This is a genomic window from Escherichia fergusonii ATCC 35469, from assembly GCF_000026225.1.
Lineage (GTDB): Bacteria > Pseudomonadota > Gammaproteobacteria > Enterobacterales > Enterobacteriaceae > Escherichia > Escherichia fergusonii.
The window spans coordinates 1,619,865-1,642,641 of the sequence record NC_011740.1; the positions used below are offsets into that span (position 1 = coordinate 1,619,865).

Below are 22,777 nucleotides of genomic sequence, written 5' to 3' on the forward strand. Positions count from 1 at the left end.
CATGAAACTGACCGATGCAGAAAATAGTGATGACGGCATTTTCTTTCCCGCCCTTGAACAAAATATGATGGGCGCGGTGCTGATCAATGAAAACGATGAGGTGCTGTTCTTTAACCCGGCGGCGGAAAAATTATGGGGATACACGCGGGAAGAAGTCATCGGCAATAATATTTCCATGTTGATTCCCCAGGATTTGCGCCCTGCCCATCCTGATTACATTCGCCATAATCGTGAAGGTGGTAAGCCTCGCGTTGAAGGAATGAGCCGTGAACTGCAACTGGAAAAAAAAGATGGCAGCAAAATCTGGACACGTTTCGCCCTGTCAAAAGTGACTGCTGCCGGAAAAATCTTCTACCTGGCATTAGTCAGAGATGCCAGTGTCGAAGTGGCGCAAAAAGAGCAGACACGCCTGCTGATTATCGCCGTTGACCATCTTGATCGTCCGGTGATCGTGCTCGATCCCGAGCGCCGTATAGTTCAGTGCAATCGTGCATTCACCGAAATGTTCGGTCACTGTGTAAGCGAAGCTGCGGGTAAACAACCCGATGAGCTGCTTAATATACCGGAACTCCCTTCCGACAATCGGTTACGGGTCAAACAATTACTCTGGAAATATGGCCGTGATCAGGATGAGTTTCTGATGCTAACTCGCGCCGGTGAGAAGATTTGGATCAAGGCCTCTATAAGCCCGGTATACGATAAAATGTCGGTGCTGCAAAACCTGGTGATGACCTTTTCTGATATCACCGAAGAACGGCAAATTCGCCAACTGGAAGGAAATATTCTTGCCGCTATGTGCAGCAGTCCGCCGTTTCATGAAATGGGCGAGATTATTTGCCGCAATATTGAATCGATTCTACGAAATACCCACGTCTCACTCTATGCTTTGCGTAATAGCGTGCCGTTGCACTGGGCCTCGTCTTCCCGTGACATTGATACCACAAATGCTAAAGTCTGGTCTCTAACCATTCGCCAGCGTGACGGTGCGCCAGCCGGAACACTCCTGATTAAAACCATTGCAGGTCAGGAAACCAGTGGATTTATTGAGCGTGTAGCTGATATCAGCCAACACCTGGCAGCTCTGGCGCTGGAACAAGAAAAAAGCCGACAACATATTGAACAACTTATCCAGTTTGATCCGTTAACGGGATTGCCTAATCGCAATAACCTGCACAGTTATCTCGACGAACTGGTCGGCAAAGATATTTCCCCTGTCGTTTATCTCATAAGTATTGATAACTTACAGGATGTGATCGACAGCCTTGGTTATGCCTGGGCCGATCAGGCGGTGCTCGAGGTAGTTCATCGTATCCGGGATAAACTCAAACCAGACCAGTATTTGTGCCGGGTAGAAGGCATTCAGTTTGTGCTGGTCAGCCAGGAAAATGACGTCAGCACGATTACACAAATGGCGGATGAACTAAAAAGCATCTCCAGCCCGCCTGTTCTTATCGACGATAAAGTATTCCCCCTCACTCTTAGCATTGGTATCAGCTACGATGTCGGCAAAAACCGCGATTACTTACTCTCGACCGCACATAACGCGATGGACTTTATTCGCAAAAACGGCGGTAACAGCTGGCAATTCTTTAACCCGGCAATGAATCAGATGGTAAAAGAACGGTTGATTCTTGGCGCTGCGTTAAAAGAAGCCATTGCCAATAATCAGTTGCGCCTTGTCTACCAGCCACAAATCTACTCAGAGACAGGCGAACTGTATGGTTTTGAAGCGTTGGCCCGCTGGAACGATCCACAACACGGTAATGTTCCGCCATCACGTTTTATTCCACTGGCCGAGGAAATTGGCGAAATTGAAAATATCGGTCGCTGGGTGGTACGTGAGGCCTGTAGACAACTGGCAGAGTGGCGCAGCCTTGCGCTTAATATTCCAACATTATCAGTTAACTTATCAGCATTACATTTTCGCAGCAGCCAGTTGCCAAATCAGGTATCAGAAGCCATGGAGGAATTTGCCATACCCGGCGGTCAACTGACGGTAGAAATCACTGAAAGTATGATGATGGAACAGAATGAAGAGATTCTGAGCCGAATTCAGATCCTGCGTAATATGGGCGTTGGTTTGTCGGTAGATGACTTTGGTACGGGGTTTTCTGGCTTATCGCGTCTGGTAAGTTTGCCGGTTACTGAAATTAAAATCGACAAAAGCTTTGTTGATCGCTGTCTGAGTGAGAAACGGATTCGTTCGTTACTGGAAGCCATTACCAGTATCGGGCAGCGGCTTAATCTTGAGGTCGTTGCTGAGGGTGTAGAGACCAAAGAGCAGTTTGAATTGTTACAGGAGATTCGTTGCCCGGTTATTCAGGGTTACTTTTTTTCCCGGCCCTTACCCGCCGAAGATATCCCTGGCTGGATGACTTCGGCGCTTCCTCTGCGTATCGACTCTTAGTACACCTTGCCCACAAAGGTGGGCAAGATATCGAAGATCAAATAAGCTAGCGGGTTCTTATTTATCACCGAAATGGATCACCGTACGAATCGATTTTCCTTGATGCATGAGGTCAAAGGCTTCGTTGATATTTTCCAGCGGCAGGCGATGCGTGATAAATGGATCAAGTTGAATTTTACCTGCCATCGCGTCTTCAACCATGCCGGGAAGTTGCGTACGACCTTTGACCCCACCAAAAGCTGAGCCACGCCATACACGCCCCGTCACCAACTGGAATGGTCGTGTTTTGATTTCCTGACCCGCGCCAGCCACGCCAATAATAATGCTCTCACCCCATCCTTTATGGCAGCACTCCAGCGCCGCGCGCATGACATTCACATTGCCAATACATTCAAAACTGAAATCGACGCCACCATCTGTCAGTTCAACAATCACATCCTGAATCGGTTTATCGTAATCACCAGGATTAATGAAATCTGTTGCGCCCATTTCAGCTGCCAGTTTGAACTTCTCAGGATTAGTATCTACTGCCAGTATCCGCCCGGCCTTTGCCTGCACGGCCCCCTGGATAACCGCCAGACCAATCCCCCCCAGGCCAAACACCGCAACGGTATCGCCTGCTTTCACTTTGGCTGTGTTATGTACAGCACCGATGCCTGTGGTAACGCCGCAGCCCAGCAAACAGACTTTATCCAGAGGGGCTTGCGGATTAACTTTAGCCAACGAGATTTCAGCGCAAACGGTATATTCACTGAAAGTACTGGTGCCCATATAGTGGTAAATCGGCTGACCATTGTAAGAAAAACGCGTCGTACCATCTGGCATCAACCCTTTTCCCTGAGTAGCGCGAACCGCCTGACACAGATTGGTCTTACCTGATTTACAGAATTTGCATTCTCCGCACTCTGCGGTATATAGCGGAATAACATGATCGCCAGGTTTAAGACTGGTAACGCCTTCCCCAACCTCAACCACAATTCCCCCGCCTTCATGCCCTAACACAGCCGGAAATACGCCTTCTGGATCATCCCCGGACAAAGTAAAAGCATCTGTATGACAAACGCCGGTATGGGTGATTTTAACCAGCACTTCACCTTTTTTTGGTGGTGCGACATCAATCTCAACGATAGAAAGTGGTTGGCCAGGGCCAAATGCAACTGCGGCACGTGATTTCATTTGTCTCTTCCCCATTATGCAAGGTGATATTTTATTTTAGATAAGTGCGTAGCAAGTGGCTGATTTCAGCCATCTTCACCGCGCGTTGATCGGGTGTTGTTTCACCGCCAACCAGTTCATCTTTCAGGTGGATCTCGATCATTTCGCCCATTAAGCCATTCGATGCACCGCGAACAGCCGCTATCTGCTGCAAAATTGCCAGGCACGGCTCGCCAGATTCGAGAGCCCTTTCCAGAGCATCAACTTGTCCACGTATACGACGCACTCGGGTCAGAATACGTTTCTTATCTTCAACTGAATGTGGCATATGCCCTCCTGATACTATAGGGGGTATAGTAACAATATTTTTACCATTCAGAAAACAAATGATTTCATTAAACAAACAAAAATAGTCAGCGGTTGAGAAAGTGATGAAATAAAAGGGAATTCGCTTAAATAACAAGCAATTAAACCGGTAATCACTTAATGATGGGTTTTATTTGTCATACAAATAAATATAATAGCGACTTCCGATGTAGACCCGTATGCTTCGCCTGCACCACGGGTCTGGTTAGGTGCAGGCGTTTTATTAGCGATCAGGTACGCTTACGCGGCATCATGCGTAGCAGCGTATTATCTTTCCAGAAGTAGTGATGCATCAACGCGGCAGCTGCGTGAAGGCCAATCACAAAATAACCAAGATTCGCCAGCGTTTCATGCCACTCTTTTAACATGTCAACGCGGTCAAAATTGGCTTGTGCGGCATAAGGCATCTCAATACCAAAGGCAAACCACGGATTCCCCCTGTTATACATCATCACCAGGCCAATAATCGGCAAGGCAATAAACAACAGATAAATCACCAGATGCCCCAGATGTGCCATTCCGGTTAGCATCGGCTTCGGTTTGGGCACAATTGGCGGCGCTGGATATTTCAGTCTGATCAGCAGTCTCGCAACCATCAATACCAGAATCGATATGCCACAAGAAACATGGATCATATTGATGAGTGGGCGATCAATGCGGGGAAAAAATCCGCGAAACTCCATAGCGCTGTAGGCGACGATAACCAACAAAAACACCAGCCAGTGGATACCAATTTGCAGGCCTGAATACTTATTGCCCATAAACATTCCCAAAATAAATAAACAAAACGCTAACATAACCAGCTTTTATTAAAAATTCATTAATTATTCTCCCCAATGGTTCAGTCACTTGGTCTTTAGTGCTCATTGTGGCATTGCTCACCCAGCCATCATGGTCTATGCCTGGAAGGGAAAAATCCCCCTTCTCAATCCCGACAGGAGATCACCATGAGTAAGATTGGCATTAATGGTTTTGGTCGTATCGGTCGTCTGGTATTGCGTCGTTTACTGGAAGTGAAAAGCGATGTGGAAGTGGTCGCAATTAACGATCTCACCTCCCCTAAAATTCTCGCGTATCTGTTAAAACATGACTCTAACTATGGTCAGTTTCCATGGAGTGTTGATTTTACTGAAGATGCGTTAATTGTAGACGGCAAAGAAATTGCTGTTTACGCCGAAAAAGACGCAAGAAACATTCCCTGGAAAGCGAAAGGCGCAGACATCATCGTTGAATGCACTGGATTTTACACATCTGGCGAAAAATCGCAGGCGCATCTGGATGCGGGAGCGAAAAAAGTTCTTATTTCCGCGCCCGCTGGTGATATGAAAACCATTGTCTATCATGTCAATGAAGATACGCTGGCAGCCAGTGATACCATAATTTCTGTTGCCTCATGCACGACCAACTGCCTTGCTCCGATGGCAAAGGCCCTTCATGACAGCTTTGGTATTAAAGTGGGAACAATGACCACAATTCACGCTTATACCGGTACTCAGTCCTTAGTTGATGGGCCACGTGGTAAAGATTTACGTGCATCGAGAGCGGCGGCAGAAAATATCATTCCCCACACCACCGGTGCGGCAAAAGCGATTGGCCTGGTGATCCCAGAACTGAGTGGCAAATTGAAAGGTCACGCGCAACGCGTGCCAGTAAAAACGGGTTCCGTGACGGAACTGGTTTCACTTTTGAGCCAAAAAGTGACGGTAGAAGAAGTGAATGATGTTATGAAAAAAGCCACTACTCATAATGAGTCTTTTGGTTATACCGATGAGGATATTGTTTCTTCTGATGTGATTGGGTCACATTTTGGCTCAGTGTTTGACGCCACTCAGACAGAAGTCACGGAAGTTGGTGATCTACAACTGGTTAAAACCGTCGCCTGGTACGATAACGAATATGGATTCGTGACACAGCTGGTGCGTACTTTAGAAAAATTCATCAAGCTTTAAACCGAAAGCCGGGTAATAAAGAGCATTACCCGGCAAACAAGTTAGCCACTTAACGTAATGAACGGCTGTTTATCGCATCCATCAGTGTTTCATCGTGTTGTATCACTTGCCAGGCTGTCTCAACTTCGTGTGGAATTTCCACATGAACAATGAAATCACGTCCACGTGGGCCGTAGCCATTTTCATCATCATGCAAGCGTGGTAATTCTCCTGTTAGCAGCGACAGATAACGGTCGATCGTCCATATGCCACTATTCCCACCCACAAACTCGGGTCTGGTATTAACAAGCTGCAATTGCGGTATAAAGCCAGGGCAGCTCAACCAGCGTGGAGCGTCGGGGTTATCACCCGTTACACGGCGAAAAGTTGCCATAGTCCTCCGCTGCATGGTGGGATCCTGAACCACAATCGCCGTATGAATATTTTGCGCCGCCTGACTAATCAGCGCCACGCTAAAGCGGGCATTTTCACCACAGTTGGTCGACTGATCCTCTACCCAGATCTTTTCATGCGGAATTTGCCAGAACTGATGAGCAATGTCCGCCAGGATGCTTGCTTCTGCTCTTCCCGTGGTACGGATAGTGTTGTATTGGGGATGTTGCGCAATGGCGCTATAAAGGAAAGTCGTGGAATGGCCGATACCACCACTGATTAGTAAGGGAATTTGCTGATCCCTGGCAATTTTGCAGGCGGCGTCGATAGTCGGCATAACCGCATTGCCTGCAAGGATCACGCAATCGGCCTGATATGGCTCCTCTCCGGAGAAATCATCCTGCGCCAGCCACTGTCCGATAACATTTATGGCATCTATGGTTGCCGTCGAAAGCGTCGGAAACGGGGTATTGTTCATGGTTCCTCCTTATCGTTCCCTTAAGAATACTGCGTGAGATAATAATGAGAAGCGGAGCCATCTGAAAGGTAGTTGATGCTTTTTCTATCGTGCCATCGCGAACCAGACACTTGTTTAAGTCATACACTATTTGCGGAGAAACTGTTGATAAAACATCAATAACATAATGTTCTATCATTTTTAAATGATAAATAATCTGGTGTGATATTTATATAATATTCATTCTTATATTTCTCAATCAAGGGGAACATTTGGTATCCAGTGTATCGTCCTCATCAACCAGATGTGTTATAAGTACTTTACCTCGTTAATTTTAATATTACGAGTTACAGGACAAAACATCACTCGAATTTAGTCCAGTAACTCGTAGTAGCCAGAGTATACATACCCATTGATAAAATGTCTGGCAATAAATTAACCCGCTATACTCGCACTCGTCGGCCCTGTTTCAATACTACCCACAATATCAATAATGTGACCCCAGAACATATCATCATCGTTATAATATAATGAATAATCTCCATTATAATCCATAGTCAACTCAACAAGATTTATTCTGCTAACAAACATATCTTCTGTAATTTCTTCATCTTCTTCATCTTGAAGCCAGTCATTGGCCAATTCAGTTAATTGTTCTGCGGCATATTGCCTAAACTCTTGGTCCTTTTGCTGCATATTGTTGAATAAAAATCGCAGATTTTCAAAAACCTGTTCCCATGTACATCTATCATTCTTATCTACTTCCATAGAGACAGAAATATTCTGATCATTCCATTTCACTTCCCCGCTAAAATAGGAGTAGTCTTTATTAAGCACGAAAGTCCCAAATTGCTGCTCTTCAACAACAACCGGCTCGCGATATTCTTTCTGTATATTGAGTAGTTCCTCGCACTGAACATGATTTTCAAGGACTTCAAGGACATAAAATCGATTATAAAACTCGGTTAACTTCCCTTCCGGCGCAGTCCTGTCAATCAAGTCTCGTACTCTCAGGCGATATATACCACCAGACTGCATATTAAACGGCCATGCACAACCATGAATTTTCTTATTTTCTTCTGTTATCAACCAGTTGAGTCGTCCATCTCCTACGTGGATTTCTCCTGTTGTCACACTCTTCCAGGCAAGTATGTGTTGAGTCGCTGTCCAGTAATTATCGCCGCCGCTCATACCGGCACCACCGCCAGCATCACTAAGAAGAACGATAATTTCTTCTTCTGTATCTTTAAATGTGTGACTAAATTTTTTGTATTCTTCAGAATTTAAGTCCATTTTTGCCCCGGTGAAAAATAAATTTGATCAATAACATTGAGTGTCGCAGTAATGAATGTGTTATCGATAATTCAAAAATAACTGCGTACACCACAAGCCTACTCCCCACACGACGTAAGGTGTACCGCCCTTGCTTTTTTTCAGAATTCATAAAGAAAAAACCCGGCGCTAAATGCTTACCGGGTTTTAGATTTATCAGACAAATAGCAGCGTTAACCGCTAATCTGTTCCATCGCCTGTAAAATACGCTTATCCGAAATCGGATAAGGCGTACCAAGTTGTTGAGCGAAGTAGCTGACGCGCAGCTCTTCTATCATCCAGCGGATCTCTTTTACGTCTTCATCTTCACGACGTGCTGGCGGCAGTTTGTTGATCCACTGCTGCCACGCCTGCTGGACATTTTCGACTTTCAGCATCTGGGCGCGGTCGCGATGTGGATCAACCGCCAGTTTTTCCAGACGTTTTTCAATCGCCTGTAAATAACGCAGCGTGTCGCCCAGCCGTTTAAAACCGTTGCCAGTGACAAAACCGCGATACACCAGCCCGCCCATCTGCGCTTTGATGTCAGAAAGCCCCAGCGCCATGGTCATATCCACCCGTCCTTTCAGGCGTTTGTTGATATTGAACACTGCCGTAAGGATTTGCTCGACCTGCTTCGCAATATCCACCACCGTGTCGTTCAGTTCAGCGCGGACTTTTTCATGAAGCGCAGCAAAGCCTTCTTCCGTCCAGACCGGGCCGCCCGCCTCATCAATCAACTTATCAACACCGCAGGAGATGCAGTCGTCAATGAGATCCAGCACTTTACCGTACGGGTTAAAGTAGAGCCCCAGCTTTGCTTTATTCGGCAGTTTCTCATGCAGATATTTAATTGGCGACGGAATATTCAGCAGCAGCAAGCGACGCAAACCACGCCACATAGCCTGCTGTTGTTCCTGCGGGTTATCAAAAAGCTTAATCGCTACGCTGTCACGCTCATCCACCAGCGCAGGCCAGGCCTTTACTTTGTAGTTGCCACGTTTCTGCTCGTAGTGATCCGGTAAATTACCGAAGCTCCAGATATGTAACCCGCTTTGCTCAATACCATCATCGGCAACGGCGGAAAGCGTTTCCTGCACTTTGCCTTTCAGGGCATCTTTCAGATCCTGTAATGAGCGCCCTTCTTTTAACTTTTTATTTTTGTCATCCACCACACGGAAGGTGATTTTCAGGTGATCGGGCACCTGATCCCAGTGCCAGTCTTCGCGGTCAACGGTAACGCCGGTCATCCGCCGTAGCTCGCGCTCAAGGCTGTCGAGCAACGGCAGTTCCAACGGCGTGACGCGACCTAAAAACGCTTCGGCGTAGTTTGGCGCGGGTACAAAATTACGCCGTACCGGTTTCGGCAACGATTTGATTAGAGCAATCACCAGTTCACGGCGCAGGCCTGGGATCTGCCACTCAAACCCGCTTTCCTCAACCTGGTTAAGTAACGGCAGCGGAATATGCACGGTCACACCGTCAGCATCCGCCCCCGGCTCAAACTGATAGCTTAAACGCAGCTTGAGATTGCCCTGATGCCAGAAGTTCGGGTAATCCAGCTTGCTGATTTTTTCCGCCCCTTCTTTGATCAACATGCTCTTTTCAAAGTTGAGCAAATCAGGTGTTTCGCGGCTGACTTTTTTCCACCAACTATCAAAGTGTCGTGCAGAGATCACATCATGGCTGATGCGCTGGTCGTAGAACTCAAACAACGTTTCGTCATCCACCAGAATATCGCGGCGACGTGATTTGTGTTCCAGTTCTTCCACTTCTGCCCGTAGTTTCAGGTTTTCACGGAAGAATGCGTGACGCGTCTGCCAGTCACCTTCCACCAGCGCGTGGCGAATAAAAAGTTCACGACACAACGCAGGATCAATCTGGCTGTAGTTGACCTTACGCGCAGCAACAATCGGCAACCCGTAAACGGTGACTTTTTCAGTTGCCATCACCGCGCCCTGCGCCCGTTCCCAGTGCGGTTCGCTGTAGGAGCGTTTAATCAAATGCTGGGCAACTGGCTCTACCCATTCCGGATCGATACGTGCCGCAATGCGCCCCCACAGGCGGCTGGTTTCTACCAGTTCAGCCACCATTGCCCATTTCGGCGGCTTCTTGAATAAACCAGAACCGGGGAAGATGGAGAAACGCGCGTTACGTGCGCCGGTATATTCCTGTTTATCGGCATCTTTCATGCCGATATGCGAAAGCAAACCTGTCAGTAAGGCGATGTGAATTTCGCGATACTCCGCTGGTTCGCTGTTAACCGGAATGCCAAGTTCTTTCACCACCTGGCGCAACTGGGTGTAGATATCCTGCCATTCACGCACGCGCAGATAGTTAAGGTAATCAGTACGGCACAGGCGACGGAAGGCGTTTGAAGAGAGCGCCTTTTGCTGCTCGCCGAGATAATTCCACAGATTTACAAACGCCAGGAAGTCGGATTCTTTATCGTGGAAGCGACGATGTTTTTCGTCCGATGCCTGCTGCTTGTCCATTGGCCGCTCGCGCGGGTCCTGAATAGAGAGCGCGGAAGTGATAATCATCGCCTCACGCACGCAGCCATGTTTCTGCGCTTCCAGCACCATTCGCGCCAGACGAGGATCGACTGGCAGTTGCGAGAGCTGGCGACCGAGCGGCGTCAGTTTATAGGCGCTGGCCTGTTCATCAGTAGTGATCGCGCCCAGCTCTTCGAGCAGACGCACGCCATCCTGGATGTTGCGTTTATCCGGCGCTTCTACAAACGGGAACGCAGCGATATCGCCCAGCCCCAGCGCGGTCATCTGCAAAATAACCGAGGCCAGGTTGGTACGCAGAATCTCCGGATCGGTAAACTCCGGGCGCGAGAGGAAATCGTCTTCGGAATAAAGACGAATGCAGATCCCTTCTGACACACGACCACAGCGGCCTTTACGCTGATTAGCTGAAGCCTGCGAAATGGGCTCAATCGGCAAACGCTGCACTTTGGTGCGATAGCTGTAGCGGCTGATACGCGCCGTACCTGGGTCGATAACGTATTTAATCCCCGGCACGGTCAGCGACGTTTCCGCGACGTTAGTCGCCAGCACAATGCGCCGTCCGCTGTGCGACTGGAAGACGCGGTTCTGCTCGCTGTTCGAAAGCCGTGCATAAAGCGGAAGAATTTCCGTATGGCGTAAGTTCAGCTTGTTCAGCGCATCGGCGGTATCGCGAATTTCTCGCTCGCCGCTCATAAAAATCAGAATGTCGCCAGGGCTTTCCTGGCTCAGTTCGTCTACGGCATCAAAAATCGCCTGCAACTGGTCGCGCTCGGTGTCATCAGCTTCTTCAACAATCGGGCGATAGCGCACCTCCACCGGATAGGTACGACCGGAGACTTCGATAATCGGCGCATCATTAAAGTGGCGCGAAAAGCGTTCCGGGTCGATAGTCGCGGAAGTGATAATGATTTTTAGGTCAGGACGCCGCGGCAGCAACTCTTTCAAATAGCCGAGCAGAAAATCGATATTCAGGCTGCGTTCGTGCGCTTCGTCAATAATGATGGTGTCGTACTGCATCAGCAGACGGTCTTGCTGGATCTCCGCCAGCAGGATACCGTCGGTCATCAGTTTGACCATCGTGTTATCACTGACGTGATCGCTGAATCGGACTTTATACCCGATGCAACCGCCCGGCTCCGTTTTCAGCTCTTCCGCGATCCGGTTCGCCACCGTTCGTGCCGCCAGACGACGCGGCTGGGTATGGCCGATCAGCCCTTTAATCCCGCGCCCCAGCTCCATACAGATTTTCGGTAGCTGAGTCGTTTTACCGGAACCCGTTTCCCCGGCGACGATCACCACCTGGTGATCACGGATTGCTTCGAGAATGTCCTGCTTTTTCTGACTAACAGGCAAATTGTCCGGATAAGTGATTTCCGGTCGTGCTGCTTCACGCAGCAGGACTTTCCCTGCCGCCTGGTCAATCTCTTTCGCCATCTCCTGAAAAATGGCCTGTTGTGCATCAGGATTTTTAACCTTCTTCACACCATGCAGACGGCGGGAAAAACGCAGTCTGTCACGCAGCATCAGCGAATCCAGCCGCTGCTGCAAGGCCGTAAAGGTCAATTTTTGTTGTTCTGTCATAACGTTAGTGGGCAGTAGGCTGCCTGATTAATTTTCTTTTAAATGATAGATATAGAGTACCACATCGCGGCTTTCTATGCGTTGTTCAATAAATTCGAACATAGGCTTCGATTTATTGCGCTATCTCTGTGGCAGGATTGTGAATAAAGTGTCAACAAGCAACGGGGCATCGCCCATTCAAACATCTATAAGGAAACACCATGAGCAAGGTATTAGTTCTTAAATCCAGCATCCTGGCAGGGTACTCTCAGTCTAATCAGTTGTCCGATTATTTTGTTGAACAATGGCGCGAAATGCACTCCGCTGATGAAATCACCGTGCGTGACCTGGCTGCAAATCCGATTCCGGTACTGGATGGCGAACTGGTTGGTGCACTGCGTCCGAGCGATGCGCCGCTGACTCCGCGTCAACAGGAAGCTCTGGCGCTTTCCGATGAGCTGATTGCCGAGCTGAAAGCCCACGACGTTATCGTTATTGCGGCACCGATGTATAACTTCAACATTTCGACTCAGTTGAAAAACTATTTTGACCTGGTGGCACGTGCAGGCGTTACTTTCCGCTATACCGAGAACGGTCCGGAAGGTCTGGTAACGGGTAAAAAAGCCATCGTTATTACCAGCCGCGGCGGGATTCATAAAGATGGCCCAACGGATCTGGTAACGCCGTATCTGTCCACATTCCTGGGCTTTATCGGCATTAGCGATGTGAAATTTGTCTTCGCCGAAGGGATCGCATACGGTCCGGAAATGGCAGCGAAAGCACAGTCTGACGCGAAAGCAGCCATCGACAGTATTGTTGCTGCATAACCGGACACTATTTTGATGTGGACTGTAGATATTCAGTCCACATCTCAATCCACTTACCTGTTTTCCCACAATCTCAGCATCGCTTTGTGCTCGTCTGTCAGCACAATCTGCGAGCGCCTGACGCGAATATAGTTAATCGCTTCATCAACGGTTTTACAGTGTCCGTAACATAACAACCATGCCGCCACCACCAGCGCACTGCGCGATAATCCCAACGCGCAATGGACCAGAATGCTGCCTTGCTCTTTGCGTAATGTTTCCAGCATCGCCACGGCCTGTCGGAGCTCCCCCTCTTCCGGAACCACCAGATCCAACATCGGTACACAAAAATAGAGTCGATCTTTTGTCGCGCGTCCGCGAGGGAATTCAAAGGTGACGTCCAGAACCGCATTCTGTGCCGGAATATGTCGTGGAAACGCCCCTAAATAAACACCCGCAGTAATTTCGCTCACCGGCTCCAGCCGACGGCAAAACCAGTGCATCGATATCCACATACCGATGCGCCAGGGCAATGTCAGCCAGTAAACGGCAGGCGGGAGTTTCCCCTGACTATCTTTCCCTGTTGTTATCGCGCCAAGCCCACCGTACCCACGGCCAATAATGAGTAGCGATAATACTGGCCAACATAACCAGACTGACCACCGTAACTGATTCATCATCATTAGCGTCATCAATACTATGCACGAACACGCGCCTACGACATATGGCAGTGCTATTTTGATTCGACGTTGATCAGGTGTCTGATAATTCCAGCGACGGTCGACGGGCACCATCCAGTCAATCAACATACCTACTGCCAGCCCTGTGATGACATCAATAAAATGATGCTGCCAGGTCGTCAGCGTCGAAATGGCGATGAGTAAAAACCATCCGCCACAGACTTTACGCCACCTCACAGCCAGATGCTGACGAAAGTGACGCCAAAGTAGCCAGCAGAGAATAATATGCAGCGAAGGGGACTGGTTATAAGGCAGATCAAACAGTTCAAGTTGCGAAAATAGCCATCCCGTCACCCCACTCACTTCAGGGCGGATAAAACTAAACTTCAGCGGATAGAGCAAAAAACCGCAACAGGCCATTACCGTTGCCAGAATAAGCCGGTGGACCAGTCGGCGCTGTTCGAATGTCGAACTACAAACGAACAACGAAAACCCATATAAAAGATCCAGACTCCAGTAAGGAACAATAGTCCAGGGAAGAAAAGGGATCGCCGTTTCCCAACCGAATACCTGACTGGGGATATCATGATTGTTAAGATCCTGAAACGCGGTGAACTGATTAAGAAATCCATATGTGAAGAAGAAAAACGGGGCCAGCAACAATAACCAGCCAGCTCCTTGTAGCAATACGCTCCGGCGTTCAGTGGTCACGACGCACCGCCATCGAAACCGTAAAAATGCCCCACTCATCAATCCGTTGTGTGCATTTATCAAATCCTGCATTACGCACGAGCGAATCCATCTCCCCTTGCGAACGCACGCGCATTACCCACGGTTTACCATCTTTATGACTGGTTAACACCCCGGCAATCAGCTCCAGTTGTGGGTGCCACGGCTGCCCGGTGTAGATAAGAATGCCACCCGGTTCGATGGCATTGGCAAGACCAGCGAGGGAGTTTTTTACCTGCTCGTTTTCGGGAAAAAGCTCATACAGGCCAGAGACAATCGCCAACGTAGGCCGCGGAGTTAACGCGCTGAGTTCTGCCGTATTAAACGCATCGCCCTGTTCAAAACGCGCCCGCCCAGACATTCCCTTTTGGGCAATCATCTCTTGCCCCTGTGCAACATTTAACTCACTGTAATCACGTAACAAAATATCGCTTACGGCAGGCTCGTTTGCCAGCGCATCCAGTACATAGCGCCCATGCCCTGCGGCAATGTCAACCACGCGGACGGCTAAACCTTTGGCGTGGAGATCGGCAACGGCTTGTTTAATCAGCATTTGTAAATGGGCTTTGCGCTGGCGAATACCGCGCCAGCCAACACTGTTCAGGTAGATTTTGTCGATAAAACGCCCGAATGCGTTACTGCCTTGCGGTTGATTTTGATAAACATAATCCAGCGAACTGCCTGAATCAAAGCCGGTGCTCATTCCGAGATGCAGGCCCGCAGATTGCGCCCCGAACAGTTTCATCGCCTTTCGCATAAAGCGATACGCCAAATCAATCGGCGATAATGGCACGGGTCCACCAGAAAGGAGCCGCCATCGATCCGCAGATGGTCCTGTGCGCTCTTCATGCTGATAATCAAATTTTTGCGACTTGTTAGCATATAAACGGCTGATAAAACTTTGCATTTTTTCAAATGCCTGCGCCCTGTTCTCTTCACCCAACGTGTCGTGATAAAAGCCCGGCAGCAGATGCAGCTCTTTCAGAGGGCTACGTAATCTCTGATAAAAATCAATCTGCGGTTGGCGATGTACCACATAGTCATCGCCCGATATCAATAGTTGCGTGGGGAGCGTAATCGCCGCCGCATCGCTAACAATACGTTCAGACGTTTTATAGAGATCGAGCAAGATATTGACGGCAATCGCCCGTGTGATCAGCGGATCATTATTGAAACTCGCTGCCCGTTTCCAATCGTGGGTCAAATAGCATCCTTTCACATAGGAATTAATAAAAAACAGACCACACAGACGATGCCATAACGCCAGCGCAGGACGTGCCAGCGGCACATACAATTTAACCTTAAAGGCAGGAGAAGCCAGCACCAGCCCGCGAATTGCAGGCGCATAATCATGAACCCATGTGGCAACCAGCACTGCGCCGACGCTTTGCGCGATCACAACCACCTCTTCCAGCCCGACCTGGCTGTCGCTGGCAGTAAAACGGACAAATTCATCGACATCCTGCACTGAACGCGCAAGAGATGGGCTATAACCACGCGGCCCCGAAGTTTGTCCATGCCCTCGGGCATCCCAGGCATAAAAAGCAGTATCTGGCATCGCCAGTTCATCAACGATATGTTGTAGACGACCAGAATGTTCATGACCGCGATGAAATAAGACGATGACCTTTTTCACCCCTGGCTGTAAAGCGGGCCAGTGCCGATAAAACAACGCTGTATTATCACTGGTGGTAAAAAAATGTTCCCCAGGGATGCGTGAATTTTCCATTTTCTCTATTTTCCTTCAGTAACAGCAGTAGCGAATAAAATAAAAAAATACCGGAGCGGTGAAAATTAATGAGTCAATCCTGTCAAGGAGTCCGCCATGTCCTGGTAATAGTTTTCCACTATCTTTAACACCCACATCTCGTTTGACGGCTGACATCACCACATCGCCCAAAAAGCCACTGACGCCAATCAGTAACCCCGCCAATAATGCCTGCCATGCGTTTAAGGGTGTCAATAATGGTCCAATGATCATCGACGTTATCATGGTGGTGATTACGCCGCCCACCATGCCTTCCAACGTTTTCCCTGGGCTGACTTTGGGGACCACTTTTCTTCTGCCGCAGGATTTTCCCCATAAATACTGTGCAATATCGTTTGACGCGGTTAATGCCAAAAGAAATAACACCAGTAACGCCCCGCCCTGGGTATTTATGGTTGGCAACATTAATAACCAGGCGGCATGACTCAAGGCGAAAACGGTCATTATCCAGCCCCAAAAAATGGCGCTCACGGTATGTAGAAAACCGGAGGGGTCATCCACAAAAACTCGCCAGGTGGCTAATATCAGAAACCCAGCTAAAGGTATAAATAACAGAAACAGCTCAAAGCAATTAAAACCGATAAGAAAATAGTTAAGAGGAATAACCCAATATAACCAACGCGGAAAATGTACGAATACAAGCGTACAATATTCTTTCAATGCCATAAAACTTATCAGCGCAAAAAACGTCAATGTCATCCAGCGTGGACCTGAAATCACTAGTGAAAAACAAATAACGATGCTCCACCAGGTACGAATACGTAATGTAACTTCATCTCCTTTTCTCTTTGGTAACCGCCATACCAGAAAACGGTTTATCAGCGTTGCTAAAATTAACAACACGAAAAGTATTGCCAGAGATTTTTCCAGCATTATCTTTCAGCACTCATAAAAAGCACACTCCGACAACGATTAATCGCAGTCCAGAGAAGCAGAATTGAAGCAATGCTCCATAAAAGATTATTCCATTGCATCCACTGTGGATAAATGGCAACGGCCAGCCCCCACAACCCAAATATTAACGCGCGATCGCTTTTGCCAAATGGACCGGCATAACTGCGAATACCGTTAATCGTCTGCGCGAGTAAACCGCAAAACTCAGTCAATATGGTGCAAAATAACATGAGTATTACGAGTGATGCGTTACTTTCCGGTAAAAATAAAAACGGTAAATAAAGCGCAATATCGGAAATAACATCGCCAGTTTCATTCAAAATCGCCCCAAGACGTGTTTGCTGATTACACTCACGCGCCATCATGCCATCCAGCGCATTGAGTGCCATACGGACAAAAAGCACGATGGGCAATAGCAAAAAGAGGATGGGTCGTGCCACCAACATCAACAGCAATCCGGTAAGAAGAGAAAGCGCCAGTGCAGCAAGAGTGATGTGATTCGCTGTAACATGGTGCTTATAAAGCCAAAACATCGTCGGCCTTAACAGCGACTGAAAGAGCGGTTTTATCTGGTAGAGCGTCATTATCAATCCTTGATAATTCGGTTTGCGCTATGGTGCATCAATTCCCCTGACGGAGATATCGCAACACGACACTTCATTAAAAATTCAGAATATATCAAGGTATTGGGGACTCACTGTCAGGAATGATTATCCCCAATAAATCAAGTGGTTAAAAATTATTACGCTGTTATTCAATACAACTTATCAAGTTTTCTCATCGCTTGTTCCCGTATTGCGCGCGTCTTACCGTTAAGCGCCAGCTGGCGGACTAAATCCAGTTCAGGGTTAACAAGCTCTAACGCCAGCAAAGGATCACGTTTCAGCCTCGCCTTTAATACATCAACTGGAAAACAGGGATTATTCATTGCCACAATCCGCCACTCTGGATCAGTTTCTGCCGCGAGTGCCGCAGGTGGCGTATGTCGATTGTTAAGTGCGCCGAACTTGAAAAATGTGAGATTGCTTTTCGCCAGCGTACTCCACCATATACGATCCGGTTGTTTTGCCAGTTTATCCAGTTGCGCTAACGCATCGGGGTCCAGAGCATAATAAACACGTAACGCTTCGTTAACCTGCTCACGGGAGCTGTTTTCCTGCCTCAGAAAAAACTTCGCCCAAATATCATTGCGTAGCGTGTTTTGCTGTAATTCCTTGAGGACCACAGCGGGTAAATTATCCCAACGAAGTAATGCTCTCTCTAAAAAGTCCCAGCCTTCCAAACGTATCAGAGAGGTGGCATTTAATAGCATTTGGTCACCAACTTCACCGCGGCTAATCAGCTCAGACAAAATCATATCAGCACTGGTTTCATATGCTGCTGAATCTGCTTTCGGATTATTTTTTCGATGCGATAAAGCGCGTTGCCAAATTTTTTGTTTAATCGACGTGCTCAGATACTGATTTTTCGCCAGATTACTCCAACCCTCTGGATCGTTGAAAAGTGTCAATAACCGTTCTAAAGCAGCGTCAGAGTGAATTACCTGCATATCCCTACAGCAAAAGTAGGCAGGGGATTTTTTCTCCATCCTTTTAACAAAATTAAACTGTAAGTTATCTGGCAATGCTAAAAATAACGCATCTATTAGATCATCGTCACTCTCGAATTTTTGGTATAAATATACTGCTATTTTGTCACTCTCTTGTGGCGTCATCCGCAACAATTGACCATGGTGTTTCATCTCTGCCAGCTTGAACGCTAATCTTGTGACAACATCGTTTGATGAATCGTTCGCCAACTGCATTGCCTGATTGTAGGTGAGTTGTCCTCCAGCACCGACCTGACGAATAGAGGGATCTTCACTGCGGATATAGCCATCAATAATGGATTCGGGCAATAACCACGCATCTTTATAAAGCTTCTGAATGATCATATCCCAATCTCTTTTCGCCAGAGTCATGACGATATCCAGAGGGAGATTTTCACGTAGCGCAAGATTCAACGGACCGACACCATCGGGTAGACGACTCATTCGCGTCATTATTTCGACAGAGAGCGGTTCACGGTCGAGCCCCCCCCAAACAACAGGCTGGTAACCTAATTGCTGATCGGTCAACTCCAGAATCTCATTGTCAGGCATATATCTCGCCATACTTTCAATCGTTTTTTCATCATTGCTATTAATAAGTTGTTTGCGTAGGTTAGCTGAAATTCCTTTAAGTCTTGGGAGAGTTCGCATTATGGCAAGATCAAATGTCGAAATGTCTCGTCCTTCAAATGCAGCAACGTTGCCTTCATCCAGCATTTGCAATTCCTGCACTAATTCAGGAGAAGGCTTAGGGCGAAACAGCGCTTCTTTTTTCATCTGATTACAGACATTCCCTGCCATGCGAATATTGCTTCGCTTAAAAATTTCTTTCAGAGCATCTTCATCATTTATTAGGCCCCAATGATATGCATCAGGATTTATTATCATCAGCGCTTTTTTGACATTTTCAGTATCATTTTTGTCACTCGCACGGACCATGAATTCACTATTTGTCGAAGACACAACAACAGGTGCAATTATGTCATTGATAAATATCCCTCGCGCATTAATACTCCCCTTAATCGTAGACGGATTATCGTAATATGAATCGATAAATACCAGTCCACTTGCATTTATCGAACCGGTAATTAACAGTGGTGAATCCGTAACTATATTCGTTGCCGTCACGTTACCGAGAATAACCCATGGATTAGAAAGAGAGAAAGTGGAAATATTACCTTTGACTGTCAAATTGCCAAGAACAATCAATTTTTGATTACTCTCTATATTACCTTCTACCACTAAATCGCCACGATGCACTTTCCAGTCCGATGCAGATAAACCGAAGGGGACAAGATTCACGCTACTGTTGATAGCTTGTTCAACTTGCTGTTTATCTTCAGCGGTAGCCGCAGATAAAAATGGATTAATATCAACTGCATTTGCAACACATCGAAGTTCCGCCTGTACTGGAAGACTCAGGATAAACAGGGGAAGTAAACGTATCCAGCCGCAAATCCTGGCCTTAAACATATGCACTCCATGCCATTAAAAAAGAAACAAAAGGGAAATGCATCTTTCCCTTTTGTATATTCGTTATTCTCGCGAAATACCATCCAACGTAGACAACACGTCCGCAGAAAGATGCAATTTTTCTGCGGCCATATTCTCCCGTAAATGAGCAACAGAAGACGTTCCTGGGATCAGCAAAATATTCGGTGAACGCTGTAAAAGCCACGCCAGCGCCACCTGCATTGGTGTCGCATTAAGGCTCGCAGCAACATCGGAAAGCGTGGAGGATTGCAGCGGCGTAAAGCCCCCGAGCGGGAAGAACGGCACGTAGGCAATACCATCGCGGGCCAAAGCATCAATCATTGCGTCATCAGCACGATGAGCAATGTTGTATTCGTTCTGCACACAGACAATTTCGGTAATCTTACGCGCCTCTGCAACCTGCGTCGGTGTGACGTTGCTCAGGCCAATATGTTTTACCAGGCCTTGTTGTCGCATCTCTGCCAGCACGGTCAGGCTGGCTTCAATCGATCCTTCCGCTGGGCCATGACCATCCCCCATCATAACGCGCAGGTTAACCACATCCAGTACCTCCAGTCCGAGATTACGTAGATTATCGTGTACTGCTTTTTGCAGCTCTGCCGGAGAAAATGCGGGCAACCAGGAGGCGTCCTCTCCACGCCGCGCACCAATTTTAGTAACAATGGTCAGGTCGTCAGAGTAAGGATAAAGCGCTTCGCGGATAATCTGATTGGTGACGTGCGGACCATAAAAGTCGCTGGTATCAATATGATTGACGCCCAATGCCAGCGCCTCGCGCAGCACGGTTATAGCGACGTGGCGATCTCTGGGCGGGCCGAACACCCCAGGACCTGCCAGTTGCATCGCGCCATAACCAAGACGGTTAACGGATTTTGTACCGAGAGTAAATGTGTTGCTGCTCATCGCGCCCTGCCCTGTAATAAAACGGATTAAGAAAAATCAGTATAGAAACGAAAAGAGATAAATAATGCGAAGGCGTAAACAAGATTACTGGATGAGTTGCTCTATTGTCCTGAAAGACACCAAAACATTAGGCAGTATAAGACGCGAGAAGTATCGCATTCGGCAATAAAAAACCGCAACCTGTATCAGCGTTGCGGTTTAGATATCACATGCTAAAAATTAGCACGTTCAGCATCTGGACGTTACTGTTTCGGTCGCAGATTCTCATCAAATACCAGACGCTGCCTGCCATGTTCAACTTCCCGCAATGGTTCGACTTGATGCAACGTCTGCTTACAACGTGTCACCAGCACCTGATACTCATGCGTGCCCTGCTTTTTCCATGCCAGCTCCTGATCACTAAGTTCACGAATCGCTTTCGCCGGGCTGCCGACAATCAGATAATTAGCAGGCATTTCTGCTTTGGCTTTCACAAATGCGGATGCGCCAACAATGCTGTTCTCACCAATCACCGCACCGTCCATCACTACCGCGTTCATTCCCACTAATGCATTGCGGCGGATAATGCAGCCGTGAAGGATAGCGCTATGACCAATATGCCCATCTTCTTCCACGACAGTATCCTGCTCGGGAAAACCGTGCATAACGCAATTATCCTGAATGTTCGCGCCATCTTTCACCACGATACGACCAAAATCGCCACGCAGACTGGCATTTGGTCCAACGTAAACGCCCTTGCCGAGAATAACATCGCCGATCAATACCGCTGTCGGATGAACAAAACTCTCTTCTGGTACAACCGGAGTCAGACCGTCTATCTGATAAATTGGCATAACGCCTCCTGTTCAATGTTCAAACCGCCAAAACGTTGAAAATACAGGCTTCCCGGCGCAGGCAGTTCACCAACCGAGGTTTCACCTTTTTCACTAACGAACGCTAAAGCAGCAGGCGCTACGCGCTGGTAAATGTTGATACACAGCTGACGCGCCGTATGTCCTGCCCAGTGTGCCGGAAGCAACTCCTCCGGCAACAATGGGTCTTTAAGGACGACACGGCGATAAAAATGGATCAGTAAAAGCTGAATATGAAATGCACGCTCCGGGGTTAACTCGTCGGCCGCCTCTTTTAACAGCGGCACAAGCGGGCGGAATGACTGAATAAAGGTTTCGTACATGGCATTTTGTTCAGTTAAATGCCAGCACTCTTCTACTCTGGCACGCAGTGCTGCACGAGAAAGCGCCAGTGGTATTTGCGCTTCAAAACAAATCACGTTATCCGCCACACCTGCTTCATGCAAAAGCGTCTGTACATCGGCCAGTTTTTGCGACGGCGATGCCATCAGGCTGGGCGCCAGTGTGCCAAAACCTTGCCAGATCAACTGCTTTTTGACATCAGTCAGCGTTGCTTTATCTAAACCCTCCGAGAGCAACAGGAGCCATTTACCATCCCATGCGGGTTGCTCTGCACGATAAATTTTACTTTCTGCCCGTCGTGTCAGCCGCAAGCCTTTATCACTGAGACTGTAGAAACTGCGTCGCCCGATGCGGGAAACATCCAGCCAGCCTTCTTTATTAAGACGAAACAAAGCGGTACGGACGAAACGCTCACCAAATCCCAGCCCTTCCAGCAAAGCAGCCAGACTACCCAGCCAGATTTCTCCACCACGATGAGAAAGTGAATCACCATACAGAGAGGAGATCAAAGATGTGCCACTGACAGGAACAGCGTTTACAGCATGTTGGATAAAAGTATCAAGTTTACTCATTCGATTCAGTCTGTTGTTATTGTTGTGATTTATGAATCATAGCACAGGTCGTATCGA

17 protein-coding genes and 1 pseudogene are annotated in these 22,777 nt (G+C 47.8%); 3 read left to right on the forward strand and 15 right to left on the reverse strand.

Annotation, left to right across the window (positions count from 1 at the left end; translation table 11 throughout):
- The first annotated feature begins 1 nt into the window (after position 1).
- Positions 2-2,407 carry an oxygen-sensing cyclic-di-GMP phosphodiesterase DosP gene (dosP, locus tag EFER_RS07975; protein ID WP_000778563.1) on the forward strand — a complete coding sequence of 802 codons (2,406 nt, stop codon included), beginning with the start codon at positions 2-4 and terminating at the stop codon, positions 2,405-2,407.
- Between the two features lie 57 nt (positions 2,408-2,464).
- On the opposite strand, the gene EFER_RS07980 is transcribed toward dosP, so the two are convergent.
- From EFER_RS07980 to cybB, 3 genes are all read right to left on the reverse strand, one after another.
- A complete protein-coding gene (locus EFER_RS07980; protein ID WP_000842150.1) occupies positions 2,465-3,583 on the reverse strand; it encodes an S-(hydroxymethyl)glutathione dehydrogenase/class III alcohol dehydrogenase in 1,119 nt (372 codons plus the stop codon).
- A gap of 31 nt (positions 3,584-3,614) precedes the next feature.
- Positions 3,615-3,890: a metal/formaldehyde-sensitive transcriptional repressor gene (locus tag EFER_RS07985; protein WP_001120785.1), complete on the reverse strand. Its 276-nt coding sequence runs from the start codon at positions 3,888-3,890 to the stop codon at positions 3,615-3,617.
- 268 nt (positions 3,891-4,158) lie between these two features.
- Positions 4,159-4,689 carry a cytochrome b561 gene (gene cybB / locus EFER_RS07990; protein ID WP_024256444.1) on the reverse strand — a complete coding sequence of 177 codons (531 nt, stop codon included), beginning with the start codon at positions 4,687-4,689 and terminating at the stop codon, positions 4,159-4,161.
- Positions 4,690-4,875: 186 nt separating this feature from the next.
- On the opposite strand from cybB, the gene gap reads away from it, so the two are divergent.
- Entirely contained in the window at positions 4,876-5,877 is a 1,002-nt protein-coding gene (gene gap, locus EFER_RS07995; RefSeq protein WP_000034529.1) for a type I glyceraldehyde-3-phosphate dehydrogenase, read from the forward strand.
- Between the two features lie 49 nt (positions 5,878-5,926).
- On the opposite strand, the gene EFER_RS08000 is transcribed toward gap, so the two are convergent.
- The 4 genes and pseudogenes from EFER_RS08000 to hrpA form a co-directional block, all read right to left on the reverse strand.
- Positions 5,927-6,727, reverse strand: coding sequence for a YdcF family protein (locus EFER_RS08000; RefSeq protein ID WP_001066480.1), 801 nt, complete (start codon positions 6,725-6,727; stop codon positions 5,927-5,929).
- Between the two features lie 118 nt (positions 6,728-6,845).
- Positions 6,846-6,920, reverse strand: a pseudogene (locus EFER_RS24830) (hypothetical protein); the annotation flags it as partial.
- Between the two features lie 221 nt (positions 6,921-7,141).
- Positions 7,142-7,999, reverse strand: a complete 858-nt coding sequence (locus EFER_RS08005; RefSeq protein ID WP_000365421.1) for a DUF2262 domain-containing protein — start codon at positions 7,997-7,999, stop codon at positions 7,142-7,144.
- 212 nt (positions 8,000-8,211) lie between these two features.
- Positions 8,212-12,114 (reverse strand): ATP-dependent RNA helicase HrpA, encoded by a 3,903-nt coding sequence (hrpA, locus tag EFER_RS08010; protein ID WP_000139541.1) that lies wholly within the window; start codon positions 12,112-12,114, stop codon positions 8,212-8,214.
- A gap of 200 nt (positions 12,115-12,314) precedes the next feature.
- Here hrpA and azoR point away from each other — a divergent pair, with 200 nt between their 5' ends.
- Positions 12,315-12,920 (forward strand): FMN-dependent NADH-azoreductase, encoded by a 606-nt coding sequence (azoR, locus tag EFER_RS08015; protein WP_000048978.1) that lies wholly within the window; start codon positions 12,315-12,317, stop codon positions 12,918-12,920.
- 53 nt (positions 12,921-12,973) lie between these two features.
- Here the strand turns inward: azoR and EFER_RS08020 are convergent, their stop codons facing one another.
- The 8 genes from EFER_RS08020 to paaX all read right to left on the reverse strand — a co-directional run bounded on the left by EFER_RS08020 (position 12,974) and on the right by paaX (position 22,720).
- Positions 12,974-14,290, reverse strand: a complete 1,317-nt coding sequence (locus EFER_RS08020; protein ID WP_000206188.1) for a phosphatase PAP2/dual specificity phosphatase family protein — start codon at positions 14,288-14,290, stop codon at positions 12,974-12,976.
- Complete coding sequence (locus EFER_RS08025; protein ID WP_000431868.1) at positions 14,280-16,037, reverse strand: bifunctional alpha/beta hydrolase/class I SAM-dependent methyltransferase; 1,758 nt, start codon at positions 16,035-16,037, stop codon at positions 14,280-14,282. Before EFER_RS08025 ends, EFER_RS08020 begins: the two co-directional genes overlap by 11 nt.
- A gap of 15 nt (positions 16,038-16,052) precedes the next feature.
- A complete protein-coding gene (locus tag EFER_RS08030; RefSeq protein ID WP_000890906.1) occupies positions 16,053-16,949 on the reverse strand; it encodes a phosphatidate cytidylyltransferase in 897 nt (298 codons plus the stop codon).
- Complete coding sequence (locus tag EFER_RS08035) at positions 16,949-17,554, reverse strand: CDP-alcohol phosphatidyltransferase family protein (protein WP_000177531.1); 606 nt, start codon at positions 17,552-17,554, stop codon at positions 16,949-16,951. Before EFER_RS08035 ends, EFER_RS08030 begins: the two co-directional genes overlap by 1 nt.
- A 170-nt stretch (positions 17,555-17,724) precedes the next feature.
- Positions 17,725-20,031, reverse strand: a complete 2,307-nt coding sequence (locus tag EFER_RS08040) for a DUF2773 domain-containing bactofilin (protein ID WP_000471506.1) — start codon at positions 20,029-20,031, stop codon at positions 17,725-17,727.
- Positions 20,032-20,094: 63 nt separating this feature from the next.
- A complete protein-coding gene (gene pdxI, locus EFER_RS08045; protein ID WP_000097833.1) occupies positions 20,095-20,955 on the reverse strand; it encodes a pyridoxine 4-dehydrogenase in 861 nt (286 codons plus the stop codon).
- Between the two features lie 242 nt (positions 20,956-21,197).
- Positions 21,198-21,788, reverse strand: coding sequence for a phenylacetic acid degradation protein PaaY (gene paaY, locus EFER_RS08050; protein WP_001123445.1), 591 nt, complete (start codon positions 21,786-21,788; stop codon positions 21,198-21,200).
- Positions 21,770-22,720, reverse strand: coding sequence for a phenylacetic acid degradation operon negative regulatory protein PaaX (gene paaX / locus EFER_RS08055; protein WP_000039883.1), 951 nt, complete (start codon positions 22,718-22,720; stop codon positions 21,770-21,772). Before paaX ends, paaY begins: the two co-directional genes overlap by 19 nt.
- Between the last annotated feature and the right edge of the window lie 57 nt (positions 22,721-22,777).